The 19,762-nt window shown below is 42.9% G+C and carries 21 protein-coding genes and 1 tRNA gene; 12 read left to right on the forward strand and 10 right to left on the reverse strand.

The window, feature by feature from the left end; genetic code table 11:
- Nucleotides 1–342 precede the first annotated feature (342 nt).
- The 7 genes from PseudUWO310_RS17640 to PseudUWO310_RS17670 form a co-directional block, all read right to left on the reverse strand.
- Complete coding sequence (locus PseudUWO310_RS17640; protein ID WP_142603577.1) at nucleotides 343–1,029, reverse strand: cysteine hydrolase family protein; 687 nt, start codon at nucleotides 1,027–1,029, stop codon at nucleotides 343–345.
- 59 nt (nucleotides 1,030–1,088) lie between these two features.
- Nucleotides 1,089–1,442: a cupin domain-containing protein gene (locus tag PseudUWO310_RS17645; RefSeq protein WP_142603579.1), complete on the reverse strand. Its 354-nt coding sequence runs from the start codon at nucleotides 1,440–1,442 to the stop codon at nucleotides 1,089–1,091.
- Nucleotides 1,443–1,445: 3 nt separating this feature from the next.
- Nucleotides 1,446–3,020: an ABC transporter ATP-binding protein gene (locus PseudUWO310_RS17650; RefSeq protein WP_411729056.1), complete on the reverse strand. Its 1,575-nt coding sequence runs from the start codon at nucleotides 3,018–3,020 to the stop codon at nucleotides 1,446–1,448.
- Nucleotides 3,021–3,120: 100 nt separating this feature from the next.
- On the reverse strand, nucleotides 3,121–3,804 hold the full coding sequence (locus PseudUWO310_RS17655; protein WP_142603581.1) for a cysteine hydrolase family protein: 684 nt from the start codon (nucleotides 3,802–3,804) through the stop codon (nucleotides 3,121–3,123).
- A 439-nt stretch (nucleotides 3,805–4,243) separates the two neighbouring features.
- Nucleotides 4,244–4,471 carry a hypothetical protein gene (locus PseudUWO310_RS17660; RefSeq protein ID WP_142603583.1) on the reverse strand — a complete coding sequence of 76 codons (228 nt, stop codon included), beginning with the start codon at nucleotides 4,469–4,471 and terminating at the stop codon, nucleotides 4,244–4,246.
- 238 nt (nucleotides 4,472–4,709) lie between these two features.
- Nucleotides 4,710–6,527, reverse strand: coding sequence for a S8 family peptidase (locus PseudUWO310_RS17665; RefSeq protein ID WP_142603585.1), 1,818 nt, complete (start codon nucleotides 6,525–6,527; stop codon nucleotides 4,710–4,712).
- A gap of 133 nt (nucleotides 6,528–6,660) precedes the next feature.
- Entirely contained in the window at nucleotides 6,661–7,128 is a 468-nt protein-coding gene (locus PseudUWO310_RS17670; RefSeq protein WP_223805730.1) for a ubiquinol-cytochrome c reductase iron-sulfur subunit, read from the reverse strand.
- A 272-nt stretch (nucleotides 7,129–7,400) separates the two neighbouring features.
- Here PseudUWO310_RS17670 and PseudUWO310_RS17675 point away from each other — a divergent pair, with 272 nt between their 5' ends.
- Together PseudUWO310_RS17675 and PseudUWO310_RS17680 are read left to right on the forward strand one after the other, a co-directional pair.
- Entirely contained in the window at nucleotides 7,401–8,090 is a 690-nt protein-coding gene (locus tag PseudUWO310_RS17675; RefSeq protein WP_190316066.1) for a chemotaxis protein CheW, read from the forward strand.
- Nucleotides 8,091–8,153: 63 nt separating this feature from the next.
- Nucleotides 8,154–9,164, forward strand: coding sequence for a late competence development ComFB family protein (locus tag PseudUWO310_RS17680; protein WP_142603588.1), 1,011 nt, complete (start codon nucleotides 8,154–8,156; stop codon nucleotides 9,162–9,164).
- Nucleotides 9,165–9,328: 164 nt separating this feature from the next.
- On the opposite strand, the gene PseudUWO310_RS17685 is transcribed toward PseudUWO310_RS17680, so the two are convergent.
- Nucleotides 9,329–9,700, reverse strand: a complete 372-nt coding sequence (locus PseudUWO310_RS17685; protein ID WP_142603590.1) for a ferredoxin-thioredoxin reductase catalytic domain-containing protein — start codon at nucleotides 9,698–9,700, stop codon at nucleotides 9,329–9,331.
- An 82-nt stretch (nucleotides 9,701–9,782) separates the two neighbouring features.
- Here PseudUWO310_RS17685 and PseudUWO310_RS23020 point away from each other — a divergent pair, with 82 nt between their 5' ends.
- From PseudUWO310_RS23020 to PseudUWO310_RS17710, 6 genes are all read left to right on the forward strand, one after another.
- The gene (locus tag PseudUWO310_RS23020; RefSeq protein WP_190316067.1) at nucleotides 9,783–9,947 is read left to right on the forward strand and encodes a hypothetical protein; all 165 of its coding nucleotides are present in this window, start codon (nucleotides 9,783–9,785) and stop codon (nucleotides 9,945–9,947) included.
- Between the two features lie 187 nt (nucleotides 9,948–10,134).
- Nucleotides 10,135–10,794 (forward strand): hypothetical protein, encoded by a 660-nt coding sequence (locus tag PseudUWO310_RS17690; protein ID WP_142603592.1) that lies wholly within the window; start codon nucleotides 10,135–10,137, stop codon nucleotides 10,792–10,794.
- Nucleotides 10,795–10,804: 10 nt separating this feature from the next.
- The gene (gene trpS, locus PseudUWO310_RS17695; RefSeq protein ID WP_142603594.1) at nucleotides 10,805–11,803 is read left to right on the forward strand and encodes a tryptophan--tRNA ligase; all 999 of its coding nucleotides are present in this window, start codon (nucleotides 10,805–10,807) and stop codon (nucleotides 11,801–11,803) included.
- Nucleotides 11,804–11,916: 113 nt separating this feature from the next.
- Complete coding sequence (locus tag PseudUWO310_RS17700) at nucleotides 11,917–13,467, forward strand: AAA family ATPase (RefSeq protein ID WP_142603596.1); 1,551 nt, start codon at nucleotides 11,917–11,919, stop codon at nucleotides 13,465–13,467.
- Nucleotides 13,468–13,470: 3 nt separating this feature from the next.
- Complete coding sequence (locus PseudUWO310_RS17705; RefSeq protein WP_142603598.1) at nucleotides 13,471–14,010, forward strand: hypothetical protein; 540 nt, start codon at nucleotides 13,471–13,473, stop codon at nucleotides 14,008–14,010.
- A 144-nt stretch (nucleotides 14,011–14,154) separates the two neighbouring features.
- Nucleotides 14,155–14,535, forward strand: coding sequence for a VOC family protein (locus PseudUWO310_RS17710; protein ID WP_142603601.1), 381 nt, complete (start codon nucleotides 14,155–14,157; stop codon nucleotides 14,533–14,535).
- A 338-nt stretch (nucleotides 14,536–14,873) separates the two neighbouring features.
- On the opposite strand, the gene trmB is transcribed toward PseudUWO310_RS17710, so the two are convergent.
- A complete protein-coding gene (gene trmB / locus PseudUWO310_RS17715) occupies nucleotides 14,874–15,584 on the reverse strand; it encodes a tRNA (guanosine(46)-N7)-methyltransferase TrmB (protein WP_142603603.1) in 711 nt (236 codons plus the stop codon).
- Between the two features lie 568 nt (nucleotides 15,585–16,152).
- Between trmB and PseudUWO310_RS17720 the strand changes: the two genes are divergently transcribed.
- From PseudUWO310_RS17720 to PseudUWO310_RS17730, 3 genes are all read left to right on the forward strand, one after another.
- Nucleotides 16,153–17,175, forward strand: a complete 1,023-nt coding sequence (locus PseudUWO310_RS17720) for a homoserine kinase (RefSeq protein ID WP_223805731.1) — start codon at nucleotides 16,153–16,155, stop codon at nucleotides 17,173–17,175.
- Nucleotides 17,176–17,286: 111 nt separating this feature from the next.
- Nucleotides 17,287–18,048 carry a HEAT repeat domain-containing protein gene (locus PseudUWO310_RS17725; protein WP_223805732.1) on the forward strand — a complete coding sequence of 254 codons (762 nt, stop codon included), beginning with the start codon at nucleotides 17,287–17,289 and terminating at the stop codon, nucleotides 18,046–18,048.
- A 119-nt stretch (nucleotides 18,049–18,167) separates the two neighbouring features.
- Nucleotides 18,168–18,238: transfer RNA gene (locus tag PseudUWO310_RS17730), tRNA-Gly, on the forward strand.
- Between the two features lie 216 nt (nucleotides 18,239–18,454).
- Here PseudUWO310_RS17730 and PseudUWO310_RS17735 read toward each other — a convergent pair.
- Nucleotides 18,455–19,171, reverse strand: a complete 717-nt coding sequence (locus PseudUWO310_RS17735; RefSeq protein WP_055077084.1) for a ThiF family adenylyltransferase — start codon at nucleotides 19,169–19,171, stop codon at nucleotides 18,455–18,457.
- Between the two features lie 110 nt (nucleotides 19,172–19,281).
- Between PseudUWO310_RS17735 and PseudUWO310_RS17740 the strand changes: the two genes are divergently transcribed.
- Complete coding sequence (locus tag PseudUWO310_RS17740; RefSeq protein ID WP_142603605.1) at nucleotides 19,282–19,665, forward strand: pentapeptide repeat-containing protein; 384 nt, start codon at nucleotides 19,282–19,284, stop codon at nucleotides 19,663–19,665.
- The last annotated feature ends 97 nt before the right edge of the window (nucleotides 19,666–19,762 follow it).

Genomic DNA, 19,762 nt, shown 5'->3' on the forward strand with positions numbered 1-19,762 from the left:
TCTATAAGGCTTTTACTCATTTTCTACTTCATTTACTGATTTTGCTTCAATTATGCCTTGATTTCGGTTTATACGACTTAACTAATATCCTTAGTATCTACTTCCTCTTTCTTGAAATAGCCCTGCCCTTAAAAAAGGGGGGAGAATTCAATTCTTCCCCCTTTTTAAGGGGGATTGAGGGGGATCTCTTAGATTTTTTGACCGCAAAAAGTGATTCTTAAATGGTTTCTCAAACAAACCACAAGAAAATTTTTTCAAGGCTTGCAAAGCAAACCTTGAAAAAATTTTCTTGGTTCGGATTTTAGCGCAAAGCGCTGTAAAGCATAACAATGCAAGTTTTACTTAGGCGATCGCCATTGCCTGAGGCAACAGCGCAGCAATTACGTCCTCGGAGTTGGCCGTCCAACCAATGATGCCCCCTTGAGCGCGGAGCATTTCAATCGTTGAGGTTTTAAATTCTGGGAAATAGCTGGCAGTTCCATCCTCAATTAATAGGCATTCATAACCGCGATCATTGGCTTCGCGCATGGTTGTCTGCACGCAAACTTCAGTAGTTACCCCTGTAAACAATAAGTGCGTAATATTTTCTTTTTGCAAAATCTCTTCCAAATTTGTTCGACAAAAAGCACCCTTACCAGGCTTCACAATGACAATTTCATTCGCTAATGGAGTCAGTTCGGGAATAATATTATTGCCATCTTCTCCCACAATTAGGATCCTACCCATGGAACCTTGGTCGCCAATTTTGAGATTTCCTCGCCCACGATTGAGCTTAGAAGGCGGACAGTCAGAAAGATCGGGAGCATGAGCTTCGATGGTGTGGATGACTGGGAAATTTAGCGATCGGAATGTTTCCAATAGTTTCTTAACATTGGGGACGATGCTTTGTAGCTGCATCACATCATTGCCAAGGGCATCACCAAAACCGCCATGCTCCAAGAAATCACGTTGCATATCGATAATAACCAGAGCAATTTTGCCCTCGGACGGTAATTCATACTCGTAGGGATTTGCGGCGATCGCAGACATAAGATGTTCCTCGTAAAAATTGGCAGAGCGACGATAGGCAATTGATTACAGGTCATTACCTATTCATTGAGAATTACAGGTCTTTCCCACACAATAAGAACGACACAGCCTTCTTCACTAAAGACTTGATGGCTGGTATCAGGGGGATTAATGATTACCGAACCTTTGGTATATTTGCCATTGGCATCGGTTTGCGAACCCGACAAGACAAATATATGCTCGTAACCCGAATGGGAATGATGGGGAACCTGAGCTCCAGCCTCATAGCGCAGGAGCGCAGCACTTGCACCCATATCATTTTTATATAAATGATATATTTCCACGCCTTGCCGAAATGGTTCCCACGATAGATCGTCATAACTAGAACGCGTGAGCAAATCAGGAAAGACTCTAACCTGTTGGTTAATAATCATTAGTTAATGTCCCGCCATTTTCTGTCCAATCTCCGCTAAATCGACATTAGCGCTATTGCTTTCGTAAACGAATTTACCATCGCTCATCACCAAAATGCGATCACTCAAGGTCAAAATCTCATCGAGATCCTCACTGACCAAGAGAACGGCTACACCGCGATTACGCGCTTCGACAATTTGATTGTGAATATACTCAACGGCGGCAAAGTCCAGCCCAAAGACAGGATTAGCTACGATCAATAATTTAATTTGCGTAGCAGATAGCTCCCTAGCAAGCACAGTGCGCTGGACATTTCCACCTGAGAGATTACCCACGGGGGTATCTGGGGATGGCGTTTTGATCGAAAAGACCTTGATTAAATTCTTGGCAGTTTCGCGAATTGCTTTAAAAAGAAGCAGAATTCCACCCTTCGATTGGGGTTGGCGATCAAAAGTACGGAGAGCCAGATTTTCAGCAACACTCATATGGGGCACGCAAGCATTGCGCAGTGGTTCCTCTGGCAACGAAAAAACCTGATGGCGATACATTTCCTTCCGCGTAGCCGTATAGCGATCGCCATTTACAAAAATCTCGCCAGATGTAGCAATGCGTTGCCCTGAGAGAACCTCCACCAATTCTCTTTGACCATTACCAGATACGCCAGCAATGCCCACGATCTCGCCGCCTTGAATCTGTAAATCAAGCCCTGCAACTGCCTCTAAACCATTATCGCGATCGGCGTGAAGATTGCGTACGTCAAGAACTAAACTACTGGCTTCGATTTCTGTTTTAGCAACTTGACGCGCTTCTTTCGCCTCACCGAGCATCATCGCCGCCATATCAGAGACCGATAGATCCTTAGTGGAGCCACTGCCAGCAAACTTGCCTTTACGCAATACCGTAACATCATCGGCAAAGGCTGTAATCTCGCGAAACTTGTGACTGATCATTAAAACGCTCAGCCTTCCTGCGGTCACTTCCTCTCGCAAAAGCCCTAATACTTCATCAGCTTCCTGTGGAGTTAAAACCGATGTGGGCTCGTCAAGGATGAGAATTCGGCTTTTGAGATAAAGCTGTTTCAGGATTTCTAGCTTCTGTTTTTGTCCCGCCGCTAATTGAGCGATCGGTGTATGGAGATCGATTTTAAACGGAGCCGAAGCCATAAATGCATCGAGCTTTTCTAACTCATCTTTCCAATTAATGATAGTAGGACTGTCAGGGCGCACCAGCAGCAGATTTTCCGCGACAGTCATGGCGGGAACCACGGTGAAATGTTGGTAAACCATCCCAATACCATAGAGATAGGCATCGCGAGGGCTATTGATATCGCGGGATTGTTTGTTAATTAAGATATCACCGTGACTCGCCGCATGAAAACCCATGATGCACTTCACCAAAGTACTTTTACCCGCACCATTTTCGCCAAGGAGGGCATGAAAAGTTCCTGGCGCAAGTTTAAGCGAGACGTTATCAACCGCAACAAAAGAGCCGAATCTCTTGGAGATATTCACTAATTCTAATTCTGGAGGCAGATGCGATCGCAGGGTATCAGCGGAAACACTAGATGGAATAGTCAAGGGTGGTATCGACTCTTTCATAAATTCTTCTTCAACCAGATTATCAGCTAGATCGCTTTCGAGATCGTCAGGCATCGGTTTTTCCATAGCAACGTATAGTGAGCGTATTATTACAATTCAACTAGAAATTTTTCTTAATAGCTGTAGTCAATGCTTCAGAATCGCTGACGGCTCCAAATACACCACCTTGCATTTCAATCATTTTGAGCGCGGCAAGATGATTGCCGTAGTCAGTTGCCCCAGTACAGTCCGACAACATTAAGCATTCATACCCGCGATCGTTGGCATCACGCATGGTTGTATGGACGCAAACATCGGTGGTAATGCCTGAGAGAATAATATTTTGAATACCCTTGCGCTTTAAAATCAGGTCGAGATCGGTAGCGTAAAAAGAGCCTTTGCCCGGCTTGTCGATAATGGGCTCCCCAGCCAAGGGATAAAGCTCAGGAATAATGTCCCAACCCTTTTCCCCCCGCACTAAAATTTTGCCGCAGGGTCCATCATCACCGATGCGAGCACCAATTCTTTGCGATCGCCAGCGTTTGTTTTCAGGCAGATCCGATAAATCGGGGCGATGACCTTCACGGGTGTGAATTATCAAAAAGCCTTTTTCGCGAAAAAGGGTTAAAACTTTTTTGATCGGCTCGATTGGGGCACGGGTAAGACTGAGGTCATAGCCCATCTTGTCCACATAACCGCCAACTCCGCAGAAGTCCGTCTGCATATCGATGATAATCAGAGCAGTATTGTCTGGTCTTAGATCCCCATTGTATGGATAGGGATAGGGCGTGGAGTCAATATGCATAGTTGTCTAAATTTCTAAATTAATTAAAGTTGCCAAGGAAAAGTTATCAAGGAACAGTTGCTAATAGTTACTAAGTAGTTCGGCATAATTAAAAATCAAAACCAGAGAGCATACCGCCCGCTGCGTGGGCGGTATGTTCTTCTAGGTTTTAAGTTTACTTATGCCTAGCCACTTAATAACAGGCATTAATAACAGGCGTTAATAACAGGTGTTAACTAAATAGCTGCTAAATAATTGTTGTGGATTGGATTGATGCAGACTGTTCCTCAGCAACTTATCAGCAAATCATTAATTAACGTCAGTTCGGATTAATCTGGCAAATTCTCAAAGCCCAAAAGTAAAAGCCTTGCATAGCAAGGCTTTTACTTTTGGGCTTTGAGAAAGGATTTGCTACGCAAACCCTTTCTCAAAGCCTGTTTCAGGCTATCCCGAACTCACGTCAATTATTTATTTGAAAATCTTCGACTTCCACAACATCGCCAATCATGGTAAATGACATCACATCTTCGCGGACTTTTGCCGTAACGCTCACTTTCAGTCCGTCTTGTAAAATCCCTTCAGGTGCAGGCTGCCAAATTTCATATTGCTCTTGGGTATCAGTAGCGATCGCCCAAGCCCCCGTACCAATATCAATATATTCTACCGTGCCAACAATTTTAATATCCATAATATCCCTTGGTATATAGTCATTTTCTATAGCGCTTCGCGCTCAAACCCAAACCAAGGAAATTTTTGAAAGCATTGCTTTGCAACGCTTTCAAAAATTTCCTTGTGGTTCGTTTGATCGATAGTTGCTGTGTATTATACCAAATTACAAAATGGCTACGCCATTTTGTAATTTTAAAACCCTTACTGGGTTTGGTTTTCAACTCCCAAAAGTGTAGCCACACTTTTGGGAGTTGGTATTATATAGTTGCGGTCTCAGATTTGATCGATAGATAGGCACAGCCAAAACATAGCCCTGAGTTGACCGCAAGAAAGGCGATCGCAGGCAATCCTGACCCAATCCACATCATCTGAGGAGCGAGGATAGCGCTTGTCGCCAAACAGACAGAAGTTCCAATCGACGACCCGATCGCAAACCACTTCCATTGTGGATGTCCTAGCAAAACCAGCAATAACGCTAGGGGGAGCAATACGCTCGCCGTAATAGGATTGAGAGCATTGGTATTACTAAAAGCATTCCCTAACTCAGGAAGAGAACTGCCCGCAATGCGAAAGGGAATTTGGGTAACATCAAACAAGTAGAAACCACGGAGAAAGAACAATCCTGCGCCACCAAAAAATACTCCATTTGAAAATGACCAGTTCCAGCGGAAGGGAAACCAGCGATTGAGAAACCATGCAAGCAAATAGGAACCAATCACCATAATCAATTTCGGAATTAAGGCGATCGCCCCACCATCCACCCAAAAACGCGGACTCAAATAGCCATTATCTCGCGCCCATTTTAAGAAATCAGGAATTCCTAATTGTCCTTCAGAGGCTAAATTTACGGCGGCAGCAGCATTCAGATGACCAGCCCCATAGTAGTTAAGAGTATCATCCGCGACTTTGCGGGAAGACTGTTTTAATATTTGGGCAATTTTCTGAGGATCTTTTACCCCTGATGCTTCGATCAGCGCCACCACCCCTGATACATGGGGGGCTGCCATACTCGTTCCTTGAAAGGAGCGAAAGACTGATTCCTTCGTTTTGGGATCAATGGTATTTTGTAAAATTCCACCAGAAGTATCGCCCGTCTCGCCCGTTTTGCTTCTAGCGATCGAGCCTCCAGGAGCCGCTACATCAATCCCCGCACCATAGTTAGAATAGGGAGCCTTATCACCCGTAATCCCTGTCGCAGAAACAGCGATTACCTTCGGATATCGCGCAGGATAAAAGGCGGCATTGCGATTGGAATTACCAGCCGCTGCGACAATTGTTACACCTTTTTTATAGGCGTAATCGATCGCATCTTGCATGAGCTTACTTTCACCGCCACCACCGAGACTCATATTAATGACATTTGCCCCGTTATCCGCCGCGAAGATAATTGCTTCTGCAATGTCCGCAATCGTGCCAGCACCAGAAGCAGACAGAACCTTGAGGGGCATGATACTAGCTTCATAGGCGATGCCTGCCACTCCGAAATTATTGTTTGTCGATTGGGCGATCGTCCCTGCTACATGGGTTCCATGACCATTATCATCACTAGCATCTTCGCGATCATTGACAAAATCATACCCTTTCACAAAATTAGTATTCTTGAGATCGGCAACTCGGCTAACACCAGTATCGATAACCGCGATCGTAATACCCTTACCCTTAGTTTTTTGCCAAGCCTTCTCGATATCGATCGCCTTGAGATTCCATTGTTCTTTATACATGGGATCGTTGGGCGCTGTGTCACCGATAAACTCCATCGAATAAACGTAATTTTCTTCGACATATTCAGTCAATTTACGCAATTCGTCGGACTGTTTCAGTTTCTCAATAACTTGAGCATCCCCTTTGACAACGTATAGTTTGTCAGTCTTTGAGAAGGCACTATTAAACTTTGGCTCGATCCCATACTTTGAGGCGATCGCCTTAAGTTCTAGATCGACTTGGGCAGGGGACAAACTATCCGTGAAGTTTAATACCATTGAGTCGAACTTACCTTCGACCGCTAACCCTTTATAGTTGGAGAGAGCCCAAAATAAACCTACCAAAAACAAGCAAGAGAGCAGAAATTTTTTCATAACTCTAAGACCTCAATCCTAAGTCCTTAGTCAGTACTTTTATCATTATTTCGGAGAGGTTGGCGAAGCCTCCTTTATAGACAGATATAGACAGAAAAAGCGGTACAAATTACCGCTTTTTCTGTCCAACAACTTAGGCACTAACTAGCACCTGATCTTTCTCGATTTTGGCAGTATAAGTTTGCAGTGGTTTCTTGGCAGGTCCTTCAAGGACAGTACCATCAGGGGCGAAATCAGCGTCATGACAGGGGCAAACAAACTTTTTGTCTGCGGATTTCCATTTCACGTCACAACCTTTATGGGTACAAGTAATATTTACCGCTAATACATTCTTGGCATTTTTCGGATCGCGCACCACCGCAATTCTGTCAGATATTAACTGTCCATCTTTTTCGAGTTGGGCAACTGTACCAATCACCTTAAATTTACCACTGGGAGAGGCTGCAACGCTTGTAGGTGGAGCAGCAGGTGCTGATGCGGCGGGCGTAACCGAAGATTCAGGAGCTTTAGTATCACTACAACCAACCAAAGATGCGGGCAAAAGACTAGCCAGCCATCCCAATCCAAACCAAGAAAGTAACTTACGGCGATTCAGATTCATATTTTTTCTATGCTTTAGTGATTGTACAGGTTAGTGAAATATTCATCGAAACCATCTGGCAAAGCAATGCAGCGTTTAAACCAGAAAATTGATCCCAGCTTATTTAATTCTATCGTAATCATTAAGTAGCTAGGCAAATAGCTAGGCGCAATTAAATATAAAGCCCAAAAACTTGTAGCGCAAGCTGCGCGTACGATACAAGTTTTTGGGCTTTAATGAGGCTTAAAGCAAATCACTCATTAAATTCAACGGCAAGCTAAATATCAGCATTCATGCTGTATACAAACGATCGCCTCGATCGCTATACATGGTTAATGGTTACCAAGGTCGACATACTAATCATGAACACACTTGCAGAAAACAGTTATCAGTCTCAAGGGGCAAATGCACCTACAAATGCACCTACAAATACACTTGCAAATACGAATATAAATACAATCACAAATGCAAATACAAATATAAATACGAATATAAATACAAATATAAATACGAATATAAATTCAGATTTAGATTCAGGGCTGAATACCTGCTTAAAATTTGCGATCGATCCGCAGACCATCGGCTTACTTGAAAGTGAATTTACGCAAGAAGTTTTAACGATCAAAGCCGATCGCGTCATCCCCGTTCCCAACAAACCATCATGTATTTTAGGGATCTTAAGCCGTCGTCGTCGGGTTTACTGGGCGATCGATTTGGCAATGTTATTAGGACTACAACCCCTAGATCAAAACATCAAACTTTACGAAGTAATTCTGATATCCGTACATGAACTTTCCCTAGCTTTAATTGTGCCTAAAATTTTGGGAGTTGTTCACATTTCTAGCGATCGCTTCGATCAAAACATTAATTCTGTAACCTCAACACTCAGACCATATCTTAAAGGCTATATTAATGAAGGGGGCGAATTTTCTTACTTAATGAAAGCTGAAAGTATTGTTAGATCGACCATACTTCACTCGTGAGTACATTCATAATTATTTCCTTGAATTTTAGAAAAATAATACTAATACGAAGCCAGCAATTTCATGGAATCCTGTCGTAATGTTCTGCTTGAATTTGTGTATAGGGAGGCTAATGCTCAAATTCAGAACTTAGGCATAGGAATTAGGCATAAATATAATATTGATGAAGTAATTGCCTTTGCCTTAAATCGATTGCCAGCAATGTTCGCATCGACGGATGCTAGCTGGCAGATCAAAAGACAAGAATGTCTGGCAATCCATGCCGATATTACGAAGATTACCCGACAAGCATTGTTAGGCGTGCGGCGCGACCCATTGCGAGAGCCTCAACCCTTGGAGGATGTTGAGCTAGCCAATGCCCCCTATGTATTGCTCAATGTTCAAAACAGTTTGGGGTGGCAAAATCTCATGTGGTGCGACTTGCCGAAGGCTTTAGAAGATGCCTTGGAAAATGCGATCGCTAAATATAATTCAGGAAACCTTTCACCCCGCGTTAGTAAGTATGGTGCGTTAGGTTCGAGGCAGATCAATTCCCAAATGTATTTGGGAAAGTCTCACAACAAAATCAGCGTTGCCCCTGAGTCTAAGCAAAAAGAATACGATATTTACATGATAGAGTCGCGGCAACTAGTTCACGTCTTAGAAAGACTGGTAATTAGAATGGCGCAAACCCGTGCCAAAAGCTTTCCTCAATCTGATTTGCGGTTTATTCGTCTCGAAGATGTCGTGGCGCAAACCTTAAATCAACTACCACCTTTATACGCTACATCAGCCAAGGGAATAGCGCATTTGCGTCATTATGCACAAATGAATATTGGTTCTGAAGTGGCAATCCTCGTCCATGAATCGATGCTCGCAGTTCGCAATGCCAGCTATCAAAAAATCGATCCCTTAATGTTCTCTAAAATTCGTTACGAAAGAGAGCAGGCTTTAATTAAAGTAAGTAATTTATTGAATCAAGATGTAAAGTGGCAAAATTTACGCGAGGTCGTAACTGATTCTTTAGATTTGGCGAGATCGGGTAAAGTCTGCTGGGTGCGATCGCCACAGCATGAGGGGATAAAAAAATCTTAAAAATATAGCGATCGCCAAATGTACTAGGACATAAACCCCAAGAATTGACTGGCGGCGCTTCGCGCCGCCAGTCAATTCTTGGGGTTTGATTTGTCCTAATTCGAGTGACTGTAGCTATATTTTTAAGATACTTGTAAGATATTTTTATCTTTTAATCATCACTTTTAAGCATCGTAAACCACATCAACTACTTCTAGTTCTTGTTTCGTGCCCACAAAGGGATTGTCTTCAGTGAGAAATAACATACAGTGACATTCTTTGCGTTCGCGCATTGGCACGCAAGGGCAGTTCCAGTAGGTATCTTTAACTTCAGCTTCCTTATCCTCGTAATAGCGACAGGGACAGAGGGGAGATCCTAGTTCTTCTTTGTGCTTAGCCAACCCTTCAATAACGGCATTGGTTACGCTAGGATCGATACAAAAAAAAGTGCCTGTATTTTTGGCGTACTTTTCGGAAAATTTTCGCATTGCCTCAAAACTTTTAGAGGAAGCTTTATTTTTACCGCGAGACAAATCTGGCTCTGGGTTAAGGGACATAAGCTAAAAAAATTGCAAAGAAACTATTAAGTATTACCTATAGCATGAAACCGCCACACCACTCGATCTCGAATTAATACCAATGGCAACAAGAAGAGAAGGTTGGCGCGAAGCTCCAACCTTCTCTTCTTGGGTTTTGATAGCGTTACGCTCTCTGGTTTTGATTTTTAATATTCAATATAAAACCCTAAAACCTGCGGCGCAAGCGCAGCTTGCGCCGCAGGTTTTAGATCTGGATTTTACTTAAATTAGGACAAATCAAACCCCAAGAATTGAGTGGCGGCGCTTCGCGCCGCCACTCAATTCTTGGGGTTTATGCCCTAGTACATTTGGCGATAGCTATATTTGTTGCCAGCAGTCACAAAACAAGAATTTTTGATAAGGTAGAAGCAGCAAAATTGATGCCTTGTGGTTGATATCCTATAGGTGCATGTATGGCGACTAAATTTGATTTTCAAGTATGTATTGGTCTTGCGATCGCCGCCAGCATATTTAATGCGATCGCCTATATACCTGTAGCCCAATCCCATGATGCAGGCAATGAAAAGCTAGGAACGGTACGCACCTTGCCCAGCCTCCAAACTAGGGCGCGTCCGCCTTTACAGCCTGAGACTTTGCATATCGGGATGTTGGAAACACAGTTTTTTGAATACGCCAAAGATAATAACTGGGCTGCGATCGCTACGATCCATCGCAATGAATTCACCATGCATCAGTTACAGCCTGGAGGTGAAGGGTTGTATGCCTTACCTGAACGTAAATTAGTCTATGTCAGAGGTTTTACGGCAAATATTTACTTTGAAAGCGATCGCTTAGTTGGAATTCGGCTAACCACCGACAATCGCGATCGCCCCCTTACTAGCAACGAATTACTAAATCTCGTGAGAGCTTGGTTTCCCGACGATGTCCTAAGCGTCCTCTACCAAGTCGCTCCATCGGATCCGCATAGGAGTATAGTCGAAACGCTAATTGGTACAATACCAAAGGTTTTTGAACGGGATTTCGGAAAGTCAAGCTTGCCCTTCTGTCGAGCGATCGTTTTTCCCTCGCCAGTTCCTGTAAATACATTATCGACCTGTAACCTAAGTACCTAAATCACTTTCCATGCAAAAACGAGTTCTATCTGGCGTACAACCAACTGGCAATCTTCATATTGGCAACTATTTGGGCGCAATTCGCAACTGGGTAGAGACTCAGGCTGATTACGAAAACTTCTTTTGTGTTGTCGATCTCCATGCAATTACCGTACCGCACGATCCCCAAACTTTAGCTAGTAATACCCGCGATATTGCCGCACTATATATTGCTTGTGGCATCGATCCCCATATTTCCACAATTTTTGTACAGTCCCATGTCTCCGCCCATGCAGAGCTAACATGGTTGCTCAACTGCATTACGCCGCTCAATTGGTTGGAGCGGATGATCCAATTTAAGGAGAAGGCTATCAAGCAGGGCGAAAATGTGGGAGTAGGACTGTTGGACTATCCCGTACTGATGGCGGCGGATATTTTGCTGTACCAAGCTGATTTAGTGCCTGTTGGCGAAGATCAAAAGCAGCATTTGGAATTGACGCGAGATATTGCGGGAAGATTTAACGATCAGTTTGCGCCAGTTTTGAAAGTGCCTGATCCCTTAATTCGGAAGGAAGGGGCGCGGGTGATGAGCCTCACCGATGGTACAAAAAAAATGTCTAAGTCCGATCCCTCAGAAATGAGTCGGATTCATGTGCTAGATAAACCCGATGAAATTACCAAGAAAATCAAAAAATGTAAAACCGATGCCGTCCGCGAGTTAGCCTTTGATGATCGCGATCGCCCTGAAGCAAATAATCTACTCGGCTTATACGCGATTTTTGCGAATAAAACTAAGGAACAAGTGCAAGCCGAAGCAGCGACATGGCGCGGTTGGGGCGATTTTAAGAATGTGCTAACTGATGCTGCGATCGCCCATCTTGAGCCAATTCAAACTAAGTATGATGAAGTGGTGAAAGAGTCAGGATATCTTGATCGAGTATTAAAAGAAGGTCGCGAAAAAGCCGCTGATACAGCTTTTAAAACATTAAAAGCTGTTAAAGATGCAATGGGTTATTTACCACCTTTATAATAGTTAATCAGATATATATCACTTTTTAAGCAAGGGGCTTAAGCTCCTTGCTTGCATCTTATAAAATTAAAATATGCAAGAATTTATCCAAGTTTTTCTACTAGTTGAAGTCAATGACTAAAACAAAAAGCACTTTAAAAGATGATCAAAATAGCAAGCCCGAACAAGGAATTACAAGGATTTCTGTTTCAGGATACAAATCACTTGCAGAAGAATGCAGTATTGAAATAGCTCCTTTAACTATTCTTTCTGGTGCAAATAGTTCTGGCAAGTCCAGTATCATGCAGCCATTATTGCTAATGAAACAAACTTTAGAATCTACCTATGATGCAGGTTCTTTAAAGTTAAATGGTGCAAATGTTCGTTTAACTTCAACAGATCAAATATTTACGAAATCTATTAATAAACCAGCTTCATTAATTAATAGATTTACTATATCTCTAGAATTAGATAGAGATATAATAATTAAAAATACTTTTAAAAAAGAAAATAAAATTAAGGGAATACAAATTTTTTCTTCTGTGTATAGATACAAAGATTTTACTATGTCTTTAAATCTCGATATGAATCACGAAAACATACTAAATTCTTTCTCAAGTAATTTGAAGGAATTATTTAATATTCTAAAAGACAAAGAAGATATAAAAGGATTTGAAAATAGGTTGAGCAATGCTCTCAAAGTAAAATATGGTCTAGACGATCTAAGTCACACCAGTAAAGAAGACGACGAAAAGATTAGCGAAAGCATAAAAGAATTGAATATGGTTGTTGAAGATACATATAGATTTTGGGTAGAAAGTCATAGATGCTTTTTACATATTGAATCTGAATTTTTATATAATAATGCTTCTTCATATTTGCCATCAGAAATAGATACACTCGAAGAAATAGCAATTAAAAGATTATTTGAACTTTTTGGAAGTGATGGTTTGTGCCACATTACAGAATTAAGAATTCGTCAATTGATTCATGTTTCAGGTTTGCGGGGAAATCCAGAAAGAACTTATCCAGTTAGCTCCATAGGGCGAAATTTTACTGGCACATTTGAGGATTATGTTGCAAGTATTATTCATAGTTGGAAAGTAACTAAAGATAAGCGACTAAAACTACTTAGTGAGGCACTTCAAATATTAGGCTTAACTTGGAAAGTTGATACTAAGCAAATTGATGACACACAGGTGGAAGTTCGAGTTGGTAGATTAAAGAATAAAAGCAATAGTCAGTCTACTGACATGGTTAGCATTGCTGATGTTGGGTTTGGATTATCGCAAACCTTACCAGTTGTTGTAGCTTTGTTAGTTGCTGAACCAGAGCAATTAGTATATTTAGAACAACCAGAAATACATTTACATCCTCGCGCTCAAGCTAACTTAGCTCAACTACTTGTCGATGCGGCAAATCGAGGTGTTAGGGTCGTTGTCGAAACCCATAGTGAGCTATTAATTAGACGGGTGCAATCACTTATTGCAGAAGATAAAATTGCGGCTGAAAAAGTAAAATTGCATTGGTTTAGTCAAGACGATAATGGCTTTACAAAAGTGACTACAGCCGAACTTGATGAAACAGGGGCTTTTGGTGACTGGCCAGAAGACTTCAGCGAAATTTCTTTGCAAGAGGAAAGTCGTTATTTAGATGCTGCTGAGTCTAAATTGATGGCAGTCTAAATCATGTCGAAGAAAGCTAAAGTTTCTAAGTTGTTAGTTATTGATGCCTCCATTGCAAGATCTTGCGGTGCTCCCAATGCTACTTTTCCGACATCAAAAAATTGTCGTGATTTTCTCAATGCAGTATTGACGATTTGTCATCGCATGGTACTCACGGATGACATTAAAGAAGAATGGGATAAACACCAGTCAATCTATGCGAAAAGGTGGCGTTCGAGTATGGTCGCTAAGAGAAAGGTAGAATATCGCCCAGATATAGCTTTTGATCAGAAACTCAGAGACAGACTAGATAAAGTTGCCGAAAGTGATAAACCGCGAGAGGCAATGTGGAAAGATTGCCACCTTTTAGAAGCAGCGATCGCCACAGATAAGATTGTTATTTCGCTGGACGAAAAAGCAAGAAACCCCTTTGATAAAGCCGCGCAATCCATAAAGGAACTAAATGAGATTACTTGGGTTAATCCCGACAGACCAGAAGAAAAAGCTCTAATATGGCTGGAAAATGGAGCAACACAGGAAAAACAACGGCAATTAGGGCATTAAGGTTTGAAATAAGCACGATAAAACCTACCACAATATCAAACGATATTTGTACATTTTTCAAATATTAAATTGTATTGAGAACACTTGTTACTCCCAACGAGCTGCCTTAACCTGTATAAGACCTAATATTTAAGAGGATTTTAAATGCATAACGTAATTAACTGGTTTGAGATCCCCTCAACTGACTTTGATCGGGCGGTAAACTTTTACAGCACAGTGTTGGCAACAGAGTTCCATAAATCGGAATTCATGGGAGAACCACAAGCTATATTCTCTAACGATCTCCAAGGTGTTGGTGGCGCGATTGTCAAGAGCGATCGCTTAACGCCTTCCGCGACTGGTGCTTTGATCTACCTAAATTTGGGTACTGTTGAGAACCTAAAGCAAGCACTCGAACGGGTAGAATCCAGTGGCGGCAAAATTTGTATGTCCACAACCGATATTGGTGACCCCGGTTTTATTGGACTAATTCTCGATACCGAAGGGAATTCCATTGGGCTTCATGCACCGAAACCAACTGAATAATACCAATTCCCAAAATGGCGTTGCCATTTTGGGAATCTCAAAACCTTATACCAATTCCCAAAAGTGTGGCTACACTTTTGGGAATTAAAACCCAAATCCAGCAAGGGTTTTAAAATCACAAAATGGCTACGCCATTTTGTAAATTGGTATTACTGGGTTTGGTGTTTAATTCACAAAAGTGTTGTCACACTTTCGTGAATTGGTACTAAGTAGCTAGCCCAGAAGAGCAGACCGCCCGCTGCGCGGGCGGTCTGCTCTTCTGGGTTTTAAGTTTACTTATGCCTAGCTACTTAACAAAAAAAGCGGTGCTTCACACCGCTTTTTTTATGAGAAACAGTCTATTTCCGTTTGAAATAAGCGCGATACACTGGCAGACCTTGCGAAATCACTGAACTTTCGCGCTCGGTGGGAATATGTTCAGGAAAAATAGCCCCATCCGCAAAGTTACCTGCTCCCGCTAAATTGACAAAATTCTCATTTGCCTCAAAATGTTGGCGCATATCTAGGGCAACATCATAGACATCGGATTGCAAAAATACATCGGCATTGGGTACGAGTAGTTCCGCTAAGGTGGCGACTAGTTCGGGCTGAACGGCCCGGCGCTTTTGTTGGCGACGCTTAAACCAAGGATCGGGAAATTGAATGGTGACTTCATGCAACGAGCCTTTAGGTAATAGTCCAGCCAAAGATACATTGGCATTGCAAAAAATATAATGCAGATTTTTTAAGCTTAGTTCGTCGCGCACTTCATTACAGCGATCGACGAGGGGTTCCCGAATTTCTAAGCCTAAAAAATTCCAATCAGGCTTCATCTGAGCCATCTGCAAAATATAGCGTCCCCTCGCCGAACCTATATCCAGACTCAGGGGCTTTGACCAGTCAGCATAAATTTCTGTCCAGATCGGCGGCGCGATCGCCACACTATATTTCTTGGCTAATGGATTAACATGTTCGCGGACACGCGCTCGGCGCGAGACATTTTCATTGCTAACATTGACAATGATTTCGTTTGCGGTTGTTTTGGGGTGGGGATTTGGGGAGTTTGTCATAGTATTTAAGAATACCCCAGATAGAAAATGTAAGTAGCTAAGAAGTAAACTTCACAACTAGAGAGTGTATCGCCCGCTAAGCGGGCGGTACACTCTCTGTTTTTGTTTTTTAATTATGCCGAATTACTTAACGTCAGTTCGGGCTAAGCTGGCAAATTTTAAAAAAGCCCAGAAGTAAAAGCCTTATCAAGTTTATTCCCCAATAAGGGACTTGCGATTTAATGAAGTACCAAATATAAAACCAGAATCGGTGGCGCGGCGGAGCCGCGCCACCGATTCTGACAAATCTGGATTGGTATCTTATTCTCTCGCAAGTCCCTAATACCTATTTCCAAAAGTGTGGCTACACTTTTGGGGATTGAAAACCAAACCCAGTAAGGCTTTTAAAATCACAAAATGGCTACGCCATTTTGTGATTTGGTATAAGAGAAGTCTGGCGCTTTGCGCCAAACTTCTCTTATTGGAACTTGCTCATAAAAATAACTTTTGGTTTTTGACAAACAATTTTGATGGCGACTCTGCGATATATGTAATTTAACAGCAAAAATTCACCAACATATCGATCGCCATGCCTGTCGCGGATTGGTCTTTAAAGCATGTTCAGCATATGTCTGACCAACATTTCCCCATCACCTATTCCACCCTTGCGCCACAGGCTTTGGTAGATCGTGTCTTGTCTCGCTATGCTGTGGGCGAAATTACCAGTTGTGTATTCTGGATGCGGGGACTCAGTGATATCTATCTGGTCGAAGCAGGCGATCGCCGTTATGTCTTACGTGTTTCCCATGCCCATTGGCGATCGCACGCCGAAATCGAGTTTGAGTTAGAACTATTAGCATTTTTACATAAAAATCATATTCCTGTTGCCCATCCCCTTTCCACCCTCGATGGCAAACTAGTGATCGAAATTTCTGCCCTCGAAGGCAAGCGCTATGCCTCTCTCTTTAGCTACGCCGCAGGTCAAGTTGCCGTTGGTGATCTTAATAAATTGCAAGCTCAAAGGTTGGGCGAAACCTTAGCCAGACTCCATAAAACTGCCCAAAACTTTCACTGTCCTGCCGATCGCCCCCATCTCACAGTTAACTATTTATTAGATGATTCCTTACGAGAGCTCGCACCATTTTTAAAGATTTCCGCACGTTCGTACATAAATGAAGCGATCGCTCAAATTAAAGAGCAACTCCGCCATCTCCCCAAAGAATTACCAATTTGGAGCGTTTGCTGGGGCGATCCCCATAGTGGCAATGTTCACTTTACCGAAACCAATGAAATCACCCTTTTTGATTTCGATCAATGTGGCTATGGTTGGCGAGCCTTTGATATTGCTAAATTTTTACAAGTTACGTTGCAAGCAGGCATTAGTCCCAGCGTTCGCAAAGCCTTTTTGCAGGGTTATCAGTCAACGGAACCGCTGGAAGAGATTGAGTTGAAATGTATGCAACCACTGATTCAAGTCGCCCAGATCTGGTCATGGGCAATCAGTGTCAAATCAGCGATCGTTCACAATCACAGCAAACTTGATGATAGTTATTTCCATCAGCGTTTCGAGCATTTCAAAATGTTGCGATCGCCCGACTGGAAACCTTTTTAAGCAAACCAAAATCCGAGGGAGACGGAAAGTAACCCTCTCTAATTTTTTGGCTTTAATACTGTAAGATAACAACTACACCTTGGGGCATCCAATTTTGCTCGATTTTTTGCCATGACGATCGCCATGACACGCAATGACGACTTAAATATTTTAGACATTGACGCATCTCCACTCAGTCCATTGGATTTGCCACCCGAAGAGGCAATACCTCTTCCCGATCCTGATGAGATGTTAGCCTTCCTCAACTCGGACGTAATTTTAGAGAGAATGCAAGCAGCGAGAGCTTTCTGTGAATTAGAAGATCTAAGGGCAATCCCTCGCCTCATCGAACTTCTCCAAGATGAATGTCCCCTCGTTAGGGTGAGTGCCGCCTATGCTTTAGGCAGAAATAAAAGCGAGCAGGCAATCGCCCCCTTAATTAGCCAACTCAACCAAGACTGGAATGGCTATGTCCGCAAAGGCATCGTTTGGGCGCTAGGAACCTGTCGCGCCTCCTTGGGTTTGCAACCCTTAATCTCAGCCTTAAAGTATGACATTACTGCGGTACGTCTATGGGCGGCAAGCGCCTTAGGTCAATTAGGCGATGCAGAGGCGATCGAACCCTTAACCGATGCCTTGATCAGTGACACCATGTCAGCCGTGCGGGGCAACTGTGCTTGGTCACTGGGTAAATTAATTTTGCCAATGCACCGCGACTTTCATACCCAAGACGAAATTTATCAAAATGCCTTAGACGCATTGATCGATGCCCTCGATGATGACGATCTGAGCGTCCAAACTGATGCGAGAAATGCTCTACGGAAGCTGGGAGATCCCCGTGGTTTAAAGGTACTAGAGCGGATTGAAATGGATCAAGGCTATTGCGAATTCTAAATAAGTCCAACCTTCGGGGCATTCGCCATAGATTTGCCAGAAAAATCTTTGACAATTGCGCGATCGCTGCTACAATAAGTAACTGCATCTAGTGAATTCCTATTTGCGAATATCTATTTGCGAATGTAGTTTAGTGGTAAAACCTCTGCCTTCCAAGCAGATGTTGCGGGTTCGATTCCCGCCATTCGCTTTTATAGCTACCGCCAGTCTTGTTAGGACAAAAATAAAGCCCAAAATAGTATTGCCGCGCTCCGCGCGGCAATACTATTTTGGGCTTTATATCCTGACATAGCTACAGTCACTTGAATTAGGACAAATCAAACCCCCAGAATTGACTGGCGGCGCTTCGCGCCGCCAGTCAATTCTGGGGGTTTATGTCCTAGTACATTTGGCGATAGCTATAAAACTATGCGATTAAATCACGAATGACGATACTGGCAAGGTTTAACCCAAATAGGGCAGGTAAGTAGGAAATTGTGCCGTAATACGATCGCTTAAAGTTACTGCCATCAGTTAACTGCAATGAATTCCGATTGACCAACTCCTCGGAATAAACAGCAATAATATTTGCCTGAGCGAAACCCTTACGCCTTAGCCCTTTCCGAATTTTGTAAGCAAACCGACAACAATCAGTTTCAAAAATTGGCGCGATTCTCACCTTCTGCGGATCGATCCTGCCGCCAGCACCCATACTACTAGCGACCTTTACCCCATTCGTAGCTGCTGCCCCCAGAAAATAAAGCTTGGGCTGCAAACTATCAATGCAGTCTAGTACCCAATCAAACTTAGTCGTAACTAACTCCATCATCAGATCGGGAGTTAAAAATTCCTTAATGACGGTCAATTGCATCTCTGGATTGATATCCCGCATTCTCACCGCCATGACATCCGCTTTATGAACATCGACAGTGCTATCGAGCGCGACAATCTGACGATTTTTATTGGAGGGATCAACGCGATCGCCATCCACAATTGTCATGCGACCGATCCCCGCTCGACATAAAAACTCTGCCGCAAAACTGCCCACACCTCCCATTCCTACAACTAGGACGTTAGCCTGTTGGAGTTTTTTCAATCCATCTGCACCAATCAGCAGCTCCGTTCGTTGCAACCAATCTGTCATCACAAAAAATCAGATTATAACAAAGAGCCTGCTCAAAGTGCCATTTCTCCTATTCGTCTGTTTGTTGTTATGATTATAAAACCGAATTTTAGCGGTTTTAGCCCAAACCTATGACATTACCCTCCCATGCCGCGCTAACTAAGACCGAACTACTTGATCGCTATGCTAAAGGCGATCGCAACTTCGAGCAAACCCATCTGCATGACATCGATATGCAGGGAGTCTCGCTGCATGGGATTGACCTTAGCGAATCGATCTTAACCCACGTTAATTTGAGCGGCGCAGACCTACGCGGAGCCGATCTCGGCTGGGCAGATCTCAGTCAAGCAAATCTCACAAAAGCCGATCTAAGAGGAGCAATTTTAACTCGCGCCGATCTCAATCATGCCAACCTAAGCGAAGCCAATCTCCTCAAAGCTGACCTTAGCTTGACGAAACTCGATCATACAAATTTAAGTGGCGCAACTATGCCCGATGGTTCAATTCATCCCTAAAAAGTCAAAGCCTTGCTAAGCAAGGCTTTTATAGCTACAGTCACTTGAATTAGGACAAATCAAACCCCAATAATTGACTGGCGGCGCTTCGCGCCGC

The sequence above is a fragment of the Pseudanabaena sp. UWO310 genome (assembly GCF_006861605.1).
In the GTDB taxonomy this organism is placed as follows: Bacteria; Cyanobacteriota; Cyanobacteriia; order Pseudanabaenales; family Pseudanabaenaceae; genus Pseudanabaena.